Origin of the sequence: Vreelandella sedimenti, from assembly GCF_013416325.1 — a bacterium.
GTDB lineage: Bacteria > Pseudomonadota > Gammaproteobacteria > Pseudomonadales > Halomonadaceae > Vreelandella > Vreelandella sedimenti.
The window spans coordinates 1-18455 of record NZ_JACCGK010000009.1 but is presented as its reverse complement, the minus strand read 5'-3'; the positions used below and the strand labels follow the sequence as shown (position 1 = coordinate 18455).

17 protein-coding genes are annotated in these 18455 nt (G+C 53.8%); 12 read left to right on the top strand and 5 right to left on the bottom strand.

Going from position 1 to position 18455, the window contains the following annotated elements; all coding sequences use genetic code 11:
* Positions 1 to 139 precede the first annotated feature (139 nt).
* Both HZU72_RS11205 and HZU72_RS11200 read right to left on the bottom strand, forming a co-directional pair.
* Positions 140 to 1855, bottom strand: coding sequence for a DEAD/DEAH box helicase (locus HZU72_RS11205; protein WP_180091914.1), 1716 nt, complete (start codon positions 1853 to 1855; stop codon positions 140 to 142).
* A 91-nt stretch (positions 1856 to 1946) separates the two neighbouring features.
* Complete coding sequence (locus tag HZU72_RS11200) at positions 1947 to 2135, bottom strand: hypothetical protein (protein WP_039859330.1); 189 nt, start codon at positions 2133 to 2135, stop codon at positions 1947 to 1949.
* A 254-nt stretch (positions 2136 to 2389) separates the two neighbouring features.
* Between HZU72_RS11200 and HZU72_RS11195 the strand changes: the two genes are divergently transcribed.
* Both HZU72_RS11195 and HZU72_RS11190 read left to right on the top strand, forming a co-directional pair.
* On the top strand, positions 2390 to 2587 hold the full coding sequence (locus HZU72_RS11195; RefSeq protein WP_027959898.1) for a CsbD family protein: 198 nt from the start codon (positions 2390 to 2392) through the stop codon (positions 2585 to 2587).
* A gap of 153 nt (positions 2588 to 2740) precedes the next feature.
* Complete coding sequence (locus HZU72_RS11190) at positions 2741 to 3232, top strand: PRC-barrel domain-containing protein (RefSeq protein ID WP_180091912.1); 492 nt, start codon at positions 2741 to 2743, stop codon at positions 3230 to 3232.
* Between the two features lie 104 nt (positions 3233 to 3336).
* Here the strand turns inward: HZU72_RS11190 and HZU72_RS11185 are convergent, their stop codons facing one another.
* Positions 3337 to 4347: a glutathione S-transferase family protein gene (locus HZU72_RS11185; RefSeq protein ID WP_180091910.1), complete on the bottom strand. Its 1011-nt coding sequence runs from the start codon at positions 4345 to 4347 to the stop codon at positions 3337 to 3339.
* A 77-nt stretch (positions 4348 to 4424) separates the two neighbouring features.
* Positions 4425 to 5348: a LysR family transcriptional regulator gene (locus HZU72_RS11180; protein WP_180091908.1), complete on the bottom strand. Its 924-nt coding sequence runs from the start codon at positions 5346 to 5348 to the stop codon at positions 4425 to 4427.
* A gap of 435 nt (positions 5349 to 5783) precedes the next feature.
* Here HZU72_RS11180 and HZU72_RS11175 point away from each other — a divergent pair, with 435 nt between their 5' ends.
* A complete protein-coding gene (locus HZU72_RS11175) occupies positions 5784 to 7508 on the top strand; it encodes a peptidoglycan DD-metalloendopeptidase family protein (protein ID WP_180091906.1) in 1725 nt (574 codons plus the stop codon).
* Between the two features lie 86 nt (positions 7509 to 7594).
* Here the strand turns inward: HZU72_RS11175 and HZU72_RS11170 are convergent, their stop codons facing one another.
* Positions 7595 to 9229 carry a L,D-transpeptidase family protein gene (locus HZU72_RS11170; protein ID WP_180091904.1) on the bottom strand — a complete coding sequence of 545 codons (1635 nt, stop codon included), beginning with the start codon at positions 9227 to 9229 and terminating at the stop codon, positions 7595 to 7597.
* Positions 9230 to 9334: 105 nt separating this feature from the next.
* Between HZU72_RS11170 and HZU72_RS11165 the strand changes: the two genes are divergently transcribed.
* The 9 genes from HZU72_RS11165 to HZU72_RS11125 all read left to right on the top strand — a co-directional run bounded on the left by HZU72_RS11165 (position 9335) and on the right by HZU72_RS11125 (position 18428).
* The gene (locus tag HZU72_RS11165) at positions 9335 to 10057 is read left to right on the top strand and encodes a murein L,D-transpeptidase catalytic domain family protein (RefSeq protein ID WP_180091901.1); all 723 of its coding nucleotides are present in this window, start codon (positions 9335 to 9337) and stop codon (positions 10055 to 10057) included.
* Between the two features lie 170 nt (positions 10058 to 10227).
* The gene (locus HZU72_RS11160) at positions 10228 to 11352 is read left to right on the top strand and encodes a CZB domain-containing protein (RefSeq protein ID WP_180091899.1); all 1125 of its coding nucleotides are present in this window, start codon (positions 10228 to 10230) and stop codon (positions 11350 to 11352) included.
* A 110-nt stretch (positions 11353 to 11462) separates the two neighbouring features.
* Entirely contained in the window at positions 11463 to 12482 is a 1020-nt protein-coding gene (locus tag HZU72_RS11155) for a patatin-like phospholipase family protein (RefSeq protein WP_180091897.1), read from the top strand.
* 341 nt (positions 12483 to 12823) lie between these two features.
* The gene (locus HZU72_RS11150; protein ID WP_180091895.1) at positions 12824 to 14176 is read left to right on the top strand and encodes a NarK family nitrate/nitrite MFS transporter; all 1353 of its coding nucleotides are present in this window, start codon (positions 12824 to 12826) and stop codon (positions 14174 to 14176) included.
* A 125-nt stretch (positions 14177 to 14301) separates the two neighbouring features.
* The gene (locus HZU72_RS11145) at positions 14302 to 15579 is read left to right on the top strand and encodes a nitrate regulatory protein (RefSeq protein ID WP_180091893.1); all 1278 of its coding nucleotides are present in this window, start codon (positions 14302 to 14304) and stop codon (positions 15577 to 15579) included.
* 131 nt (positions 15580 to 15710) lie between these two features.
* Complete coding sequence (locus HZU72_RS11140; RefSeq protein ID WP_180091891.1) at positions 15711 to 16397, top strand: SDR family oxidoreductase; 687 nt, start codon at positions 15711 to 15713, stop codon at positions 16395 to 16397.
* A gap of 138 nt (positions 16398 to 16535) precedes the next feature.
* On the top strand, positions 16536 to 17528 hold the full coding sequence (locus HZU72_RS11135; protein WP_180091889.1) for an LLM class flavin-dependent oxidoreductase: 993 nt from the start codon (positions 16536 to 16538) through the stop codon (positions 17526 to 17528).
* 23 nt (positions 17529 to 17551) lie between these two features.
* Positions 17552 to 18046 (top strand): GNAT family N-acetyltransferase, encoded by a 495-nt coding sequence (locus HZU72_RS11130; RefSeq protein ID WP_180091887.1) that lies wholly within the window; start codon positions 17552 to 17554, stop codon positions 18044 to 18046.
* Between the two features lie 226 nt (positions 18047 to 18272).
* A complete protein-coding gene (locus HZU72_RS11125; RefSeq protein WP_180091885.1) occupies positions 18273 to 18428 on the top strand; it encodes a hypothetical protein in 156 nt (51 codons plus the stop codon).
* The last annotated feature ends 27 nt before the right edge of the window (positions 18429 to 18455 follow it).

Genomic DNA, 18455 nt, shown 5'->3' with positions numbered 1-18455 from the left:
GGTGAATGGTGAATGGTGAATGGTGAATGGTGAATAAGGTAGCAAAAAAACGCCCCCGCACCAGTAACGGTGCGGGGGCGTCAAGATCTTCTCAGTTGCCGCTTGGCGGCAGCTGATTAATCCTTACAGTGGTGAAGACTTATGCGCGTTCGCGACGGCGAACCGGCGCATCGCCTTCGTCACGACGACGGCGCGGAGCGCGCTCAGCAGGTGCGCTGTCTTCGCTGATTTCTAGCGGACGTCCAGCCACACGGGCACGGGCCATCTTGGTCAGAATCGTCGAGGGCAAGCCGCTCGGCAGTTCGACCACAGAGAAAGCGTTGCGAATATCGATACGGCCGATACGCGCGCCTTCAATGCCGCCTTCGTTGGCGAGGGCACCAACTAGTTGGCCAGGCTTGACGCCATCTTTATGACCAACCGATACGCGGTAGCGCGTCATACCTTCAGTTGGCGCACCAGTGCGTTCGCGGCGTGCACCCGGCTTGCCGCCAGACGCTCCATCACGCGAGGGCTTCTCTTTGCGCGGCGCCTGCAGACGACCGATCGGCGCTTCGTCAGCACGCACCATAGCGGCAAACGCACAGGTCAGCTCGATCGGGTCATGGCCTTCTTCGATCAGACGCTCAATCAGCGCACGCTGCTCTTCGGCGCCTTTCGTTAAGGAGGCAATAACACGTTGATGGAAGACATCATCACGATGGGCACGAATAGCGGCTTCGTCAGGTAGCGGCATTTCGGCCATTTTCTGACCGGTTGCCTGCTCCATCCAGCCCACTTTGCGGCCTTCACGGAAACCAGCAAAGGTAATCGCGATACCGCTACGGCCCGCACGACCGGTACGGCCAATACGGTGCGTATAAGCTTCTGCATCTTGAGGCAGATCGTAGTTGATAACGTGAGTAATACGCGACACGTCAAGACCACGGGCAGCTACATCGGTGGCGATCAGTACGTCGACTTTGCCACGCTTCAAGCGCGTAATAGTGCGCTCACGCAGACTCTGGTCGAGATCACCGGACAGGCCAGCGGCGTTAACGCCACGAGCAGTCAACTGCTCAACGAGCGTGGTACAAGCTGCACGGGTACGCACAAAAACGATGGCCCCATCGACCGGCTCGACTTCAAGGATACGCGAAAGAGCTTCAAGCTTAGCGCCGCCATCAACACGCACAATGCGCTGTTCGATGTTTTCGCCGGTCGTGGTACCCGACTCAATCGCGACTTTCACTGGGTTAACCAAGTAACGGTTAACGATGCGCTCGATTTCAGTGGGCAATGTCGCTGAGAAGAACACACGCTGAGCATCTTTCGGGGTATCGGCAACCACGCGTTTTACGTCGTCGATAAAGCCCATGCGCAACATTTCATCAGCTTCGTCCAGCACTAGGGCGGAGAGGCCATCAAGCTTCAGGCTACCGCGGTCCAGGTGGTCGATGATCCGGCCGGGGGTACCGACAACCACTTGCGCGCCACGCTTAAGGGCGCCCAGCTGTTCACGGTACTCTTGGCCGCCACATAGGGTCGCAACTTCGAGACCTTTCAGGTTTTGGCCATATTTACTAAACGAGGCAGCTACTTGCTGAGCCAATTCGCGGGTTGGCGCCATAACCAACACTTGGGGCTCGCGGCGAGTCAGCTCTAAACGTGACAGTAACGGTAATGCAAACGCTGCGGTTTTGCCGGTACCCGTCTGGGCCTGGCCCAGCATATCGCGGCCTTCAAGCAGCGCAGGAATAGTTTGCGCCTGAATCGGCGAGGGAACGAGGTAGCCCTGTGATTCAACAGCAGACAGAACGGCAGGCAAAAGAGCCAGATCGCCGAAGCTCGGCGAGGCGACAGAAGTCGAGGTCATTAATCACACCTTGGTAGGCCGGCAAGTACCGGCAAAAAACATCATAAGCGTCTCTGACTCAGTCATCGCACAACGACATGAAGAACGGTCATTATCGATAACAGGCACCGCCGTAGCGGTCAAAGCCATCAGTGGAGTCGGAGACGCCGGTCGCACCTAGCATCCGGTTGGCAAACAACGCATTAGCGGGCCAACCGTTGTGGCGACCTTCTGCGCCGATTTCACCCGTTTGGTGAAATACTGGAGGCGCGCCATCTACACAGCAATGAACATCCAGCAATTGGCGAGATGTTCCCGCAAGCGACACTACAAATAACTATTAACATCTACTCTCATTAATAACTATGCAGTTAAACGCTTACCGTCGTGATGGAGGGGTCAACACATGCGAGGAGGGCGCATACTACCATTGCATTTGATGTCTGACCAGTACTTTTAACTTACACCACATTGAAACAAGGACTTGCACTCATGCACATATGGTCTAACCTGGAAAGTGCCTAATCGAGTTCACTATTCTCAAGGAGCGATGCAATGAACTGGGATCAAATTGAAGGCAAATGGAAAGAAATGAAGGGTAAGGCACGCTCAAGCTGGGGCGAGCTCACCGACGATGAGTTGGATCAGATCGGTGGTAAGAAGGATCAATTGGTAGGCAAGCTTCAGCAGAAGTACGGCCTAGAGCGTGAAGAAGCAGAGCGTCAAGCCGATGACTGGGCTGATAAGCAGTAATAGCATTATTGTTTCCCTTTAATTACACCATTTCCGTTTTGGTAGGTCGGTTTTTTAGCAACACGATGTGTTGGTGGTTCTGGTTACGTTATCCCCTCCAATACCTGCAGGCACACCGATCTATTATCTATCGTAGCCACATGGAGAGATGCTATGCGTAAGACAATCCTCACGACCGTTATCGGCACCGCCCTTATGGGCAGCGTTGCCATGAGTGCTCACGCGCAGAATGAGCCCCAAGGTATGTATTCGGCCGACGACATTCTTGATGCAGAAGTCTATTTTGCCGGCGGTTCCGGTGAAGAGATTGGTGACGTCGATGACATCCTGTTTGATGAAGAGATGCGTATCACAGCCATTGTGATCGAAAGTGGTTCAGTGCTGGGCCTAGGCGGTCGCGAGATCGTTGTTGATACCGACTACTTCACCCTTGAAACCGAAACGGAAGCCGATGGTGATACAGAACACCGCATCATGGTCGAAGCCAGCCAGGAAGAAGTCGAAGCTTTCCCAGCTTATAATAACGAGTGGTGGGAGCAGACTAAAGCCAACGCTCGCGATGCTTGGAAAACTACCCAAGAGGGCGCTGAGAGCGCTTGGCAGCGCACCCGTGAAGCATTAGATATCGATGATGATAATGGCTAACGATTTCCCCGTTTTTTAATAGCAACGTTTTTAATAGCAACGAAACGCTAGCAGTAGAACCTCAGCAATAGAAAAAGGGCTGCCCAACTGGGCGGCCCTTTTTGCTAGCTAGCAATACGCGTCTCTTTACGCCGCACGCCCTGCCCCGGCAAACGCTCCCGGTCATGAGACCGCTCAAAGTCGAGCAGTGGCCCAGCAGGTACAATTCGCGTTGGGTTAATCGTGTCGTGACTATAATAGTAGTGGCGTTTGATGTGATCCATATTGACGGTCTCCGCCACCCCCGGCCACTGATAAATTTCTCTCACATAATTGGAGAGATTGGGATAATCCTCAATGCGCTTAAAATTGCATTTGAAATGGCCATAGTAAACCGCATCAAAACGAATCAGCGTCGTAAACAGACGAATATCCGCCTCGGTTAGCCACTCACCCGCCAAGTAACGATGCTCGGCCAAGCGTGCTTCCATACGCTCTAGACCGTCAAACAACGCCTTCACGTGCTTCTCATAAACCGCCTGTTCGGTGGCAAAGCCTGATTTATAAACGCCGTTATTGATATGGTCGTAAACATCGGCGTTTACGTCATCAATGACACCACGCAGATCTTCTGGGTAAAAATCCAGGTCGTTGTCGGTCAATTCATCGAACGCACGGTTAAAAATACGTAGCAAATCCGCAGACTCATTATTAACGATGGCGCTGCGCTGTTTGTCCCAGAGCACGGGCACGGTGACACGCCCGGTATAGTGCGGGTCGGTCATGGTATATAGCTGGTGATGGTAGTCGACACCGTTAACGGGGTCGCCACTGGCACCTTCGTCCTGGTGGTACGTCCAGCCTTGGTCGAGCATCAAGGGGCTAACATGGGAAGTGCCGATCAACGACTCTAGACCTTTCAACTTACGCATAATCAGCGTGCGATGCGCCCAAGGGCAGGCTAGCGAGACATATAAATGATAACGATCTTTTTCCGCTGGGTAGCAGTCACCGTCTGTCTCCGGCTGGCTGCCCACCCAGTCACGAAGCTGAGCGGACTCACGAACAAATTCGCCGCCGTGTTTTTTAGTGTCATACCACTGGTCTTGCCACTTGCCATTTACAAGTAATCCCATTGGGCGTCTCCTGAAAGTCACTAGATACGTTCTTTTCTTCAGCATACGCCCGCTTCAGGAAGGCTCAAGCGGATGTTTTACGGCCTTTCATTCGAGTCAGTCGAATCATTCAGCGCGCATTCGCTCACCACGGCCTGTTTCAGTGCGGCGGCCATCGCATGAGCCGCTGGTCCTGCCCGGTCGCGGTCGCGAAAAATCATCTGAATCGGCACTTCACGAATACCCCCCGCGGGTAGTGGCAGCGGCTTTAATTGCCCGTTTTTTAACTCCTCCGAAATGCGTGTTTCCGGCATCCAGGCAAACCCTAATCCACGTCTTAGCATATCCAGTGAGGTATTAAGGTGGCTAACGGTCCAACGCTGCTCGGCTTTCAACCAGCCAGCGTTAGTTGATTGGCGCAGCGCTGAATCACGCACCACCAACTGCCGATACTGAGCTAGATCGCGCAGATCCAACAAGCGGCCCAATTGATGTAGCGCATGCTGGGGGTGCGCCACGGCAACAAAGCGCACCGTGACCAACGGCTCGCCCAAAAAACCCTGCGCCTCAATGCCGGAGACTACCAAGTCTGCGCGGCCATCGTAGAGCATTTCAATGCCGCCATTGAGAACACTCTCGTGCAACTGAACGCGCACCTGCGGGTACATTTCAGAGAAGCGCTCTAGCGCTTTGGCTTGAGCGGCAGCGGGAAACACCTGATCGATTGCCACTACCACTTCCGCTTCTAAACCAGCGGCTAGCCGGGTGGCGACATCTTCAAGTGACGCAGCACTCTCTATTAATTGACGCGCGCGCCGAAGCAGCAGCTCGCCCGCTTCGGTTAACCGTACTTGTCGGCCAATAGGCTCCAGCACCTGCACGCCTAGCTGTTCTTCTAATTTATGCACGGCATGGTTCAGCGTGGAGGGGCTTTTATGTACCGCCTCTGCCGCACGCGCAAATCCACCGTGGTCAACCACGGCGGCCAACATTTGCCATTGTGAAAGTGTTACCCGGGACATTTCGATTTCCTCAACGCAATACAGCGAAACAATGCGCTTAATGTTCGAAAAAACATGGCTAGGATGCCAGGAAACAGTAAACACTTCCGCCTATGCTTACAAAATGCTTGAGATTAACTGCTGGCCGCAGGTAAAAGAGCACGTTATTCCTAGCCAGCGGGAAAATATTTGACACAGGTTATATTTGAGCTTTTAAAAGCACAGTTTTCGTCTATAGTTAACACAGATTATTTAGTTAGCACGCTTCACTGGTTACATTTGTTAGCAAACGCTGTTTATAAATAGTAATCTCTATCTGTTATTGCTATTTTTGTATTTAATTACGCTTTATGTATAGATATACAGTCTATGCACCCCTGTCTTCATGGGGTATGGTTTCCGGGTTTATGAGCTTAATAGTTACTTTTAATCACGAACTCGGCGGTCCATTTACCCATGTTGCGAATCCTCCATTCGCTGCCCCGTACGCACAAATTATTACTGTTACCCGTGGCCACTATGGTCACCGTGCTGGGCACACAAAAGTTATTGACGACATACCAAGATTTAACTCAACTAAACACACCGCTTGAAAGCGTGCTGGTACCGCTTCCAAGTGACTCTACTCCGGGCGTCCCTTCCCTGCGTCAAGAACGCACCCCGGTGGCAGATGCGATCGATCGCGCCTCGCGCGCACTCGACGCGACCCGCGAAAATATCCCTCTCAGTGAACTCACCGCAACCGAGATCGTTGATCTTGACGTCATTGCAAGCGCAGAGGCCGACATGGCGAACCAGCCGGCTTTGGGCGGCGACGTCAAAGTACTGAATACCGCATCACTTAAGGCACCGACGCTTAATACCGCAGCACTAGAAAGCGGTGGTCTCGATGACGGTGCGCTGCATATGGCAATTGTGCTAGGCACATTGGCTAGCGGCATGCTGGATGATGTAGACAACAGCTCTTCCGTCGAAATTGCCGACGCTACCTCTTATGAGGATTATGGCGTTGAGTTGTTCGGTGATATCTCCTTTCTGGATTTAGAGCTGGCGGCTGAAGAGCCCTTTGTGCCTGAATGGGAAACCCACATTGTCGAATCCGGCGAAACCTTTGCCGTACTGGCACAAAACGAACTAGGCCTAGGCTATAGCGAAGTGATGGCTCTGCTGGAGGATTTACCCGATCAGCGCATGCTAACTAATTGGCGCGCCGGGCACAGCTTTGATTATCAACTAGATGAAGATGGGCGTTTGTTATCGTTACGCATGATGAAAAACACCCGTGACGGCATCTTGCTGGAGAAAGATGCAGACCACTTCGCCATCACCACGATTGAACGCCAAGGCGAGCCTGTCCAGCGCCTCTATGCCGGTAGCGTCAGCGGTAGCTTTGCGCGCTCCGCCCAGGCGACAGGTTTGAACAGTGGCTCGGTAACAGAACTGACGAAGTTGCTCGAAAAGAAACTCGATTTTCGGCGTGACAGCCGCCGCGGCGATCGTTTTCAGGTATTGGTCGAGTCAGACATGATCGATGGTGAAACTTTAGATTCCCGTGTATTGGCCGTTCATTACAACGGCGAACGCATGGACTTAACCGTTGTGCGTAATGCCAGCGACGATAACTTCTATACACCTGAGGGTGGCAGCCTGGATCCTGCCTTTGCGCGCCATCCGTTTGAAGGCAACTACCGTTTAAGCTCCAACTTTAATCCGCGCCGTAAGCATCCAGTAACCGGCCGCACTAGCCCTCATAACGGTACCGATTTTGCTATGCCGATTGGCACGCCGGTAACGGCTCCCGCCAACGGTGTCGTTGAGCGAGTGAGTAACCATCACGCCGCAGGACGCTATATTGTCGTCCGTCACGACAATGGCTACCGAACGCGCTACCTGCACCTCTCCCGGCCGCTGGTGACGCAGGGTGAACGTGTAACAATGGGCGAGCGTATCGCGCTGTCAGGCAATACTGGCCGCAGCACCGGCCCTCACCTGCACTACGAAGTCATCGTCAACAACTCACCGGTCAATGCGATGACGGTTCCCCTGCCCGAAAACACCAGTTTGAGCGGCGACACGCTTATTGCGTTCCAGAACCAGGCAGCACCAATATTGGCGACACTGGAAAGCGGCGAAACAGGCCCGGTTAGCGTGGCTAATTATCAGCAGGAAAGCGACGACTAGCGCCCCGCTATATAGCTGCCGGGTACGCCAACGCAAAACACCGCCACTGGGCGGTGTTTTGCGTTGTCTTATACTATTTCAACTGTCTAGACTGACCGTTGCAGTGCGGCCAGTAGCGTTGCATCACGGCGGTAGATATCAGGCCTAAACTCCACCTCGCCTTCGGCATTTGGCCACGCGGTTAAATAATGCAGCGCAATGGGAATACGTTGAGATAAGTTCACATTGCGATCACTCCCTCCATTTAACAGCGTACTCATTTGATAACGACTGCCAGTGTCTTGCAGCAGCATTTGCGCCAGTTCAGCCACACCTTCAACCCGAATACAGCCTGAACTGAGTGCACGCTGATCACGCCGGAACAACCCCCGCGCGGGGGTATCGTGCAAATAGATCATGTCATCGTTGGGAAACCGTACCACGACGCGACCTAGCGGGTTACCCGTACCCGCTACCTGACGCAACATAACACCGCCGGGGCGCTGCCAATCGATCTCCTCTGCAGCAAGCGGCTCCCCCATGGGGCTAATCACCTTGATATTTTGACGCGCCAAGTAGTCGATATCGGCACGCACCTGGGGCAACACATCCTCGCGCATGATCGTCGGCGGAATTGTCCAGGAAGGGTTAATGGTTAAATGGCTGATCGTGGAGTGGATAATCGGCGTCTCGCGCCGCGGGGTTCCTACCACCACACGGGTATCCCAGTGCTGGCCGTTAGGGCGCACGTAGTGCATCCGGTAGCCTGCAATATCAACCCATACCCGTGGCTCAGCAGACTGCATCGGACGGATCCACCGCGCGCGCTCTAAATTGACCCGCAGTTGGTCGATTCGCGACGCCACTGAGGTGTTCAACGCCAAGCGAGTTTGTTCACCCACTACGCCATCTTCCTGCAGCAAATGGCGGCGCTGGAAACGCCTCACAGCGGCTTCTAGCGATGCATCAAAGGTGCGCCGGTTAGACCCGGCTTGTACGCCGATTAATGGATAGGCACTGCTATCCGCCACCTGTAACTCAGCCTCTCCCCATAATGCCAGGCGTTGGCGCAGCACGCTCACATCGTCGGCTTCATCGCCTGGCCGCAATGACTCTTCCCGCGCGGCCAAGTAGGGCACGCTGCCCAAGTTAGCCAACTGATAATGCTGCTTCAAGGCATCGCGCAGCTGCTGATATTCAGCAGATGAGGGCCGAGCCAGCGCGATTGCGTTATCAAGCGAGCGGTCATCGACAGCATGCATCACACGCAGCAGTGAGTAGCGACGTTCTGGGCGCGGCGCATCCCACTGGGGTTCGACATCACGTGGGTTCACCTTACCGCGCTCTAAATGATCCAGCGCCAGCAGCAACGCTCGAGTCGCTTTAATATCAAACGACGCCTGAGCGGCTTGACTGCTTGCCTGACTGCGCTGGAACTCATCAAGCAGTGTGTCAGCGTGGTAATCCTCGGGTGTTAGACCATCGGTTTCCAAGCTATTCAGCGCAGCAACCAGTGACTCAACCGCCACGGCTGCCTGCCAGGCGGGCTGCCCATCGCGCAGTTGATAAAACTCAGCAACCGGTAGCCGCTGCGCCTCCACCGCGCTTAATTGCTGGGCTAGCGCCTGTTGTAACGGCGCTGAATCCGCATTCGCATAGCTAATGCCTAAAGGGCTGTGGGTAAGCGTGAGACACAGAGCGACCCCTATCGCCCATTGTCTTAGTGGCTGTATCTCGTTCATCGCCCTCTCCTTGCGTTACTATAGTCTTCCACATCGCCGACCCTGTTTTTTATATTAGTCGGCTAATCTTTATAATGACTGATATTGCTCGTAGGATCGACTTTTATGGCTCTTCGTTTAAATGTTGCCACGTTACTATTTTCTCTACCTTTTACATTATTTACATTACCGCTCCACGCTGCCAGTTTCTTCGCCCAAGTTGATTCAACGCCACCTCGCGGCGTGCTGCCTTTACACCATCAGTTGCTGCAGCTCGCCCCCCAGGCCTCGCCCGATGCGCTGCGTTTAGCCGCTCAAGCGCTTAACTGCGCCGAGCCTAATGCCGAGCGCTTGGCAGTGATCGATTACTCGCTGCCATCAACAGAGCCGCGCCTGTGGGTATTTGATTTGCGCCAGCATAAGCTACTCTTCGAAGAACTGGTCTCCCACGGCCAGGGGTCTGGCGACGCCCAAGCAGAGACGTTTTCCAATACCCCTGATAGCCATCAATCCAGCATTGGCCTATTTCGCACTATGAACAGCTACTATGGGCGTAACGGCTATTCACTGCGACTGGAGGGTCTGGAACCCAACGTCAATGACTTGGCGTTTGAGCGCGCTATTGTGATCCACGGCGCGGACTATGTAAGCGACGCTTTTATCACCCAAACGGGGCGGCTTGGGCGCAGCCATGGCTGCCCGGCGGTACGCGAAGACGTCACTTACCCACTGATCGACAGTCTAAAAGAGGATCAGTATGTGTTCGCTTATTATCCCGACGCCGAGTGGCTGGCAACCTCCGCGTTTCTAGGCTGCACGGCCGCCGCCGCACAGCTAGCCCGGCGCTAATGTTATTCAAACTCTTAATAAGAGGAACGTTAACAACCTCAGTCTCGCAGACAATCAGTAGCTGAATTTTATCATTTTCGGCCGCTAAATCAGGCGCACAGGGGAACCCTCTGCAATACTTTGTGACAAATTAACACAAAGCATTGCTATCTGCCGTAGGTGTCTCTGCCATGTTCGCCTTTATGCACCCGTACCAAAAAATTCGCCGCCTGGAACAGGAAGTTGACGAGTTACGCACTCAGCTTGACGCTGCTGCTCCCTCCCCCAGCTGCCGATTGTTAAGCCTGATGAAACCAGCACAGTCCATCGGCATGCTGCAGGCGAGAGGCGCGGATATGCTGGCTTCTCTCAACAGTGGCATACAGGAATACGCGGATCAGCTTGCCGGCGAGCGGGCCACCCTAACGGAAACGGTTAATTTAATTGGCACCGCTGAACAGGCGGTTAATAGCCTTGAGCAACGTTGCCACGACACTGAACGTGCCGAAGCGTTACCCCCATTAGTGTTAGCCAAAACCCTACACGCCCTAAGCCAGCTACAAGTGGCTCTCGCTCGCAGTGCGGGCCACGCCCAAGCATTAGCGGTAAGCACGGCCCTCGAAACGGCCCATAGCCAAGGCCTGCTTGGCAGCACCGACGCCGCTAGCCAGCAATCTCCAGGATTGGCAGCCATTGCAGACGATGTCCACCGTTTAGCGTTGACTATGCACAGCTTGAGCCATCAGCTCAGCCTACTGATGGAGCAAATTAACAGCCAGGTAAGAGAGCACTCGCAGGCCGTGGTGAAAAAAAGTCTGGCCGACGAGGAAATTACCCATTCCGCGCAAACAGCCAAGCAGGCAGTGCATCAGCTTGCTGACCAAGCTCAGCATATGCACAAGGTGATTCATCACAGTGCCACCGCTGCGTTTTTACACTCCGCGAAGCTTGATCATGCGGTGTGGAAGTGTCGGCTTTATAAGCAGCTCCTCTCTGCCAACATAGACACTCCCCTAGAAGACCATCACCAATGCCGTTTAGGGCGCTGGCATCAACACGGTGAAGGTTACCAACGTTACGCCCGCACTGAGGCCTATCGAGCGCTGGCGGCACCCCATCGCCGTATGCATGACAGTGGCGCGGAAGCACTGAAGTTTGCCCGCCTGGGTGACCGCAATGGTCAACTGGCCGCCTTGGGAGTAATGGAAGAAGCCAGCCAGCAGCTCGCCCTGCAATTGGACAACCTCATGGAGCACGCCATGTATGAGGCGCCCTATTCAACCAATCATCACTCACCGCTTGCGGGCGCCCCTTAAAAAGCCGTTGTAAGTTGTACGCTAAATAGCCTTTCGTCTTATCTAGCCACCTATGCCATGCTGGTTGCAATGAAACCACTTTCCTCACCAGTAGCAATGGGAAAAAGCATATGGCACAGGTCAAAAAGCTAGACCTCGCGTTACAAGGTGGTGGCGCCCATGGGGCTTATACCTGGGGTGTCATTGATCGCCTACTGGCAGATGACCGCATTGAGATTGAGGGCATCAGCGGCACCAGCGCCGGGGCAATGAATGGCGTGGTAATGGCCGATGCGCTAACAAGAGGTGATAAAGAGACCGCTCGGCAAGCACTGCTCGACTTTTGGCAAGCGGTGAGTCGCGCGGGTATGGCCAGCCCCATCCGCCGCTCTCCCTTGGATATATTGACCGGCAACTGGAGTCTGGATCACTCGCCCGGCTTTATTGCGATGGATCTATTAAGCCGTGTGGCCTCCCCCTATCAACTCAACCCGCTCAATATAAATCCGCTGCGCGATATCGTGGCCGAACATATTGATTTCGATCGGGTTAGGCAATGCCAACAGCTTAAGCTGTTTGTCGCGGCCACTAACGTACGCACGGGAAAACAGCGAGTGTTCCGCCGTGAAGAGATGAGCGTTGACGCGGTGATGGCCTCCGCTTGCTTGCCCTTTATGTTTCAAGCAGTGGAGATCGACGGCGAAGCGTATTGGGATGGCGGCTACATGGGTAACCCCGCCCTGTTTCCTCTCATGGAGGAGTGCAGCGCACGGGATATTCTGCTAATACAAATCAACCCAATCAGCCGCAACGAAGTCCCCACCTCGGCATCGGCCATTATGAACCGCCTCAACGAGATCACCTTTAACTCAGCACTGATTAAAGAGATTCGTATGATTGCGCTGCTTAAGCATGCCCTCGATGAGCAAGGCATTGAAAACTGCTACCAGCAAGCGTTGTTCCACCGCATTAGTGGCGAGCAGGCACTTGAGGGCCTCTCTGTCTCCAGCAAATCCAATTCTGAGTGGCCTTTTCTATGCCATCTTTTCGAGCAGGGACAAGCTGCCGCTGAACGCTGGTTAAGCGAACACTTTAATGCGATTGGTAGCCACTCCACACTGGATATTGATGCCGTCTATTTACATGAATAAGGCTGCACGTTCAGCCCGCCCATTACCCCCTTCTAGCACCAAGATGCCGCAAAAAGAGTGCTGCATGCCCAATCATGCAGCATGGCCTTAGTACTTAATCATTCTCACGTTCTATAAAAATAAATTAAGATTTTGATTTTTATTAATAAATATTCAACTGGCAAACTACCTGCATAACTTCTACCAGTGGTGGTAGGCGTGGACCAGGCCCAGTCGGGTACGAGTGCGTCGAACCTGACCTTCAACGGTGAAGGCATGTTCTCGTCAATTGTTTGCGTAGCGCGATAACTTGTTTGCGTTGCGTAGCGACTAACTCGTTTTATGCCCCGTGAGGCCATCCCATGGACATACGCAACAAAGCCAACCGCATTCGGCTGTTTAACTTCTCGACCCCGCAGATGCGCGCTTTCCACTTCTCATGGTTCGCGTTTCATATCTGCTTCTTCGGCTGGTTCGGCATCGCCCCTCTTATGGCGATTGTTAGAGAAGACCTTTCACTGACTCAAACACAAATCGGCAATACGATTATCGCTTCGGTAGCGATCACGGTAATTGTGCGCCTTGCAATTGGCGTACTGTGTGACCGCATCGGCCCGCGTAAAACCTATACTGGGCTACTGATATTAGGCGCTATTCCGGTGATGGGCATTGGCTTGGCCGATAGTTTTGAAACCTTCCTACTGGCGCGCTTAGCCATTGGGGCTATTGGCGCCTCCTTCGTGATTACCCAGTACCACACCTCGATGATGTTCGCCCCCAATGTGGTCGGCACCGCCAATGCTACTAGTGCAGGTTGGGGCAACTTGGGTGGCGGTACCACGCAGATACTGATGCCACTAATCTTCTCGGGCATGCTGATGCTGGGCGTTAACGAAGCCTTTGGCTGGCGTTTAGCGATGATGGTGCCTGGTGTAGTGATGTTCTTTACCGGCATTGGCTACTGGTTCTTCACCCAGGATGCCCCCAACGGCAACTTCAGCGACCTGCGCGCACGCGGCGAATTGCCTGAAGCTTCTGGCGAAAATGGTGCCGCGCAAAGCTTTCTAGCCGCCGCCAAGGATATTCGTGTTTGGGCGCTGTTCGTTGTCTACGGCCTCTGCTTTGGCGTGGAACTGACGATCAACAATATTGCTGCCATTTACTTCTTTGATAAGTTTGACCTTACCCTGGCCACCGCGGGTCTGATCGCCGGTCTGTTTGGTTTAATGAATATTTTTGCGCGTACTTTAGGCGGCATCTTCTCGGATCTTTTCGCTAAGCAAGGGGGCTTGAAAGGACGCGTTCGCTGGCTGTTTATTGCCTTGGTTTGCGAAGGTATTGCGTTGGTAGCGTTTTCGCAGATGCACGTATTAAGCCTCGCGATAGGTATCATGCTGGTGTTCAGCCTGTTTGTGCAGATGGCAGAAGGCGCTACTTTTGGCGTGGTTCCGTTTATCAACAAAAAGGCGCTGGGTGCCGTGGCGGGCATAGTCGGCGCTGGCGGTAACGTGGGCGCGGTAGGCGCTGCCTTTCTGTTCCGCAGTGAAAGCCTGACTTATCAGCAAGGTCTGTTCTATTTAGGCCTCACTGTACTGATCCTGGCTTCATGTGTGTTGGTGGTACGCTTTAGCGATGCTACCGAAGCAGAAGAGGCCAAAGCGTATAGCGACGCAGTAGGTGATGATGTAGGCGCGGGCGCTCTGTCGTTACGCTAAGCGCTTTCCAGTACACTCATACTTCCATAACGTTCCTGTTCACTCCCATACGCTTCAGCATGGTATGGGAGGATAACGGTATGGGAGTGTTCACATTTAGGCGGCGAGTCACCAAGGAAATTTCTATGTCTTCAGCGCAGCAACTGCTCTTAACCGCCATCCGTTGCGATATCGACAACCTTACCCACCTTGCCACCACCGCCGATATTGTCGGCGACATCAGCCGCTTTATTCATATGCTCCAGCGTGAGCGGGGCGCCTCGACGATTTACCTTGCTTCCCAGGGGCAGCGCTTCAAAACGCGCCGCGACACCTACCGACAACACAGTCAGCAGGCCGAAACATTAATGCGCCATCGCCTGGAAGCGCTCAGCGAGGAGGCCCGCCCACAGGCTGCCGCGCGCTTACTGCGCCGGATTGCCGCCGTCTGGTACGCGCTTGACGAACTTGGCGCGCTTCGCCAGGCCATTGATACCTTTGCTATCACCCCCGATGCAGCGACACAGGCGTTTAACCAGTTGACCAGTGGCCTACTGGCCATTGTGTTTGAGGCCGCGGATACCTCTATCGATCCCGATATTACCCGCACGCTAGTGGCGATTTTCCACTTAATGCAAGGCAAAGAGCTGGCGGGCCAGGAGCGCGCCTGCGGCGCCTTTGGCTTCACCCATGGCCACTTCGACGAGCCTCATCGTGCCCTGCTCAACCAGCTAATGGCGGATCAACAGCGCTGCTTCGACACCTTTGTAGAGTTTGCGACACCCGAAGCGCAGCAGGCATGGCAGAAGGAGCTTTCGCCGCGCACGCTGTCAGGTATTTGCCACCTGCGCGATATCGCCTGCCAGCGCTCATCGGCAGCACAGTCACCACCTAAAGAGACACCCGATAAGCTGGGCGAAACCTGGTATGAACTCACCACGCTGCGCATCGACTCAATGAAGACGGTTGAAAATGCGCTAATTGAACAACTGAGTATGCTCTGCCACCGCAGAATCGGTCAGGCTGAGGAGGCTTTAGAAAAAGCCAAGGCACAGCCCAGCCACCCTACACTCGCCCCCTGCGAGCAGCTGTTGGCGCTGAATGGAGCGCAACCATTAGGCGACCTGACCGCCAACGCTCTCACCTCCCCCCTGGGCCGCTCGCTGATCGAACTCACCCAAGCCCAGGCCAGTCGCTTACAGGGGCTAAGCGATGAGCTTGAAAATACCCGCAAAGCGCTACGAGAACGCAAACTGATTGAACGCGCCAAAGGTCTCATCATGGCCCACCAGGAAATGAGCGAAGAGGAGGCCTATCGTTTTCTGCGGAAAACCTCGATGGACCAAAGCAAAAGCATGGCGGATATGGCCCAGGCGATACTGGATCTCTCTGCGATGCTAAAACGCAAAGATGCTAAAACGTAAAGTAGCTAGGCTCCCCGTTAACGGTCAATTATCAGCACATTACCAACCTGGTTAAGCCTATATTTGCAGGATGCTGCCACCTTAGCCATGCTAAAAGCTTACTTGACTGATCAAGCAAGGAGCACAGCCCCATGCAACACCGCGTGCTATTAATTACCGGCGCATCTAGCGGCATTGGCGCAGCCACCGCACGAGCAGCCTCGCGCGAAGGTTATAAGCTGGTACTGGCCGCCCGTTCTAGCGAAAAGCTCATCACCCTGGCGCAAGAGCTAGGGCCTGAAAACGTGCTGGCCTGTGAGCTTGACGTGACTAACATGGAACAGCAGCAGGCCATGGTTGAGCAGGCGCTGGAAACCTTTGGCCGCTTGGATGGGGTCTTGGCCAATGCAGGCCGTGGCGGTTCACCCGGCGGCTTTAGCGAGGCAGACCACGACGCATGGCGAGAGATGATCCTGACCAATATCTATGGCGTGGGCCTCACCATACAGGCCTGCTTGCCTGCCCTAAAACGAAGCAAAGGCCATGTACTGTTAACCGGCTCGGCGGCAGGTCGCACGACCATCCCAGGCTCTATGTATAGCGCGACCAAGTGGGCGGTCACCGGAATTGGCTACAACTTACGTGAAGAGTTACGCGGCACCGGCATGCGTGTGACACTAATTGAACCTGGAATGGTCGACACCCCCTTTTTTGATGAACCACCAACTCATGCCTTAGAAGATCGCGATATCGCCAATGCGGTAATTTACGCGCTAGCACAGCCTGCCCATGTAGATGTGAATGAAATTCTTATTCGCCCCACTCCGCCGCTTGAGTGAGGATTAGCATTACCCCAATACATACCTAAGCAGGCAACACCTTGCAATTCATCTGCACTGGCCGCATAACGTGTAATTACCAAGCGCGCTAAGTAATTTTTCACTCTACGCGCCCACGAATTAATTTGCAGGTAACCCATGAACCAACTCGCTTCCACGGCACTTTCTGTCCTCGATCTGGCGCCTATTCGCCAGGACGGCAGTGCCGTAGAGACCTTTCGCGATAGTGTTGCCCTGGCGCAATTAACCGAGCGGCTAGGCTATTCCCGTTACTGGCTCGCCGAGCACCACAATATTGCCGGTATCGCCAGTGCCGCAACCGCCGTGTTGATTGGTCACATAGCCGGGCAAACGTCCACCATCCGCGTGGGCAGCGGCGGCATTATGCTGCCTAACCATCCACCGCTGGTGATTGCCGAGCAGTTCGGCACACTGGAAACGCTCTACCCTGGCCGTATTGATCTGGGTTTAGGCCGTGCGCCAGGCTCAGATGGTGCCACCATGCAGGCCATGCGTCGCAACGCTCATGCGGGGGTCGATGATTTTCCACAATTGCTGAATGAGTTGCGCAGCTACTTAGCCGATGCAGAGCCCCAGCAGCGAGTGAAAGCGGTGCCTGGCCAAGGTACCCATGTGCCTGTTTGGTTGCTGGGTTCCAGCGGTTACAGCGCGCAGTTGGCAGCCAAACTGGGCTTACCCTTCGCGTTTGCGGCTCAGTTCGCGCCGGGCTATTTATTTGAAGCGCTGCGTTTATACCGTGATAACTTCCGCCCCTCGGAACACTTGGATAAGCCCCATGCGATGGTCGGCCTTCCCGTGATGGCCGCAGAGAGTGACGCGATGGCTCACTACCTGGCCACGACAGCGCAGCAGAAGTTTTTAAACCTTATTCGCGGCAAGCCAACTCAGTCACAGCCGCCGGTTGAGCAGCTCGATTGGTCGCCGATGGAACAAGCTCAAGTCAGCCAATTTTTAGGCGCGGCTATTATTGGTGGGCCAGAGACGGTTAAAGCAGAGCTTGAAGAGTTCCAAGCACGCACTGGTGCTGATGAACTGATGATTAATAGCGATTTTTTCAATCACGCGGATCGTCTGCGTAGCTACGAGATTGTCGCTGAGGTCGCTCGGTAAGCGCCTCGCTTTATAGGATACTTATGACCACACTCGCTTTCTCTCCAATGACAGATGACGATTTTGCTGCTTTCTGGCCCACCTTCCAAGCCATTGTCGCAGCGCAAGAGACCTATGCGTTTGATCCCGATATCAGCTTTGAAGCTGCCCGTCAGTTATGGTGTAAAGCGCCTAACGCCAGTGTGGTTGCCAAAGATGAAAACGGACAAGTGCTGGGCGCTTACTACTTAAAAACCAACGCGGCAGGTCCCGGCGATCATATATGTAACTGTGGTTATATGGTGACCCCCGCTGCACGGGGCAAAGGCGTAGCGCGAGCCATGTGCGAGCACTCCCAGCAACAGGCCCGGGAACTGGGGTTTCTAGCCATGCAGTACAACGCCGTGGTGGCCACCAATGAGGTGGCCGTCGCGTTATGGCAGAAGCTTGGGTTTAGTATTGTGGGTACCGTTCCTAACGCCTACCGCCATGCGCGCTTTGGTTTTGTCGATACGCATGTGATGCATAAGATGCTTTAACAGCGACTCATTTACCAAAGAGTTCTTTACCAAACGATTATTTCTCAAGCAATTCTTAAATGAGTTTAAAAAACATTTAATTATACGACTTTATCATGACTTAGAATTTAACAATCTAACAAAATAAAACAAACTTAATCAAATCATTATATTAACGAGGAATTGATACCTTTTAAAACTCCCCTATGCACCAATTCAGGTGCGGGGAGTTTTAGGAGAAGTATCAATGCAAAACATATCAGTTAAGAGAGTGATTGCTGGCGCACTGATTGTGCTTTTAGCCATGCTTATCATTTTGGGTAGCATGGGCGCCATGGCAGAACGCGAAGGTGCCCAGCTGCTGGCAGAAATTAATGAGATCAGCGCTCAACAAGTGAGGTAAGCGAGCCACCAAACCCATCTACTCAAG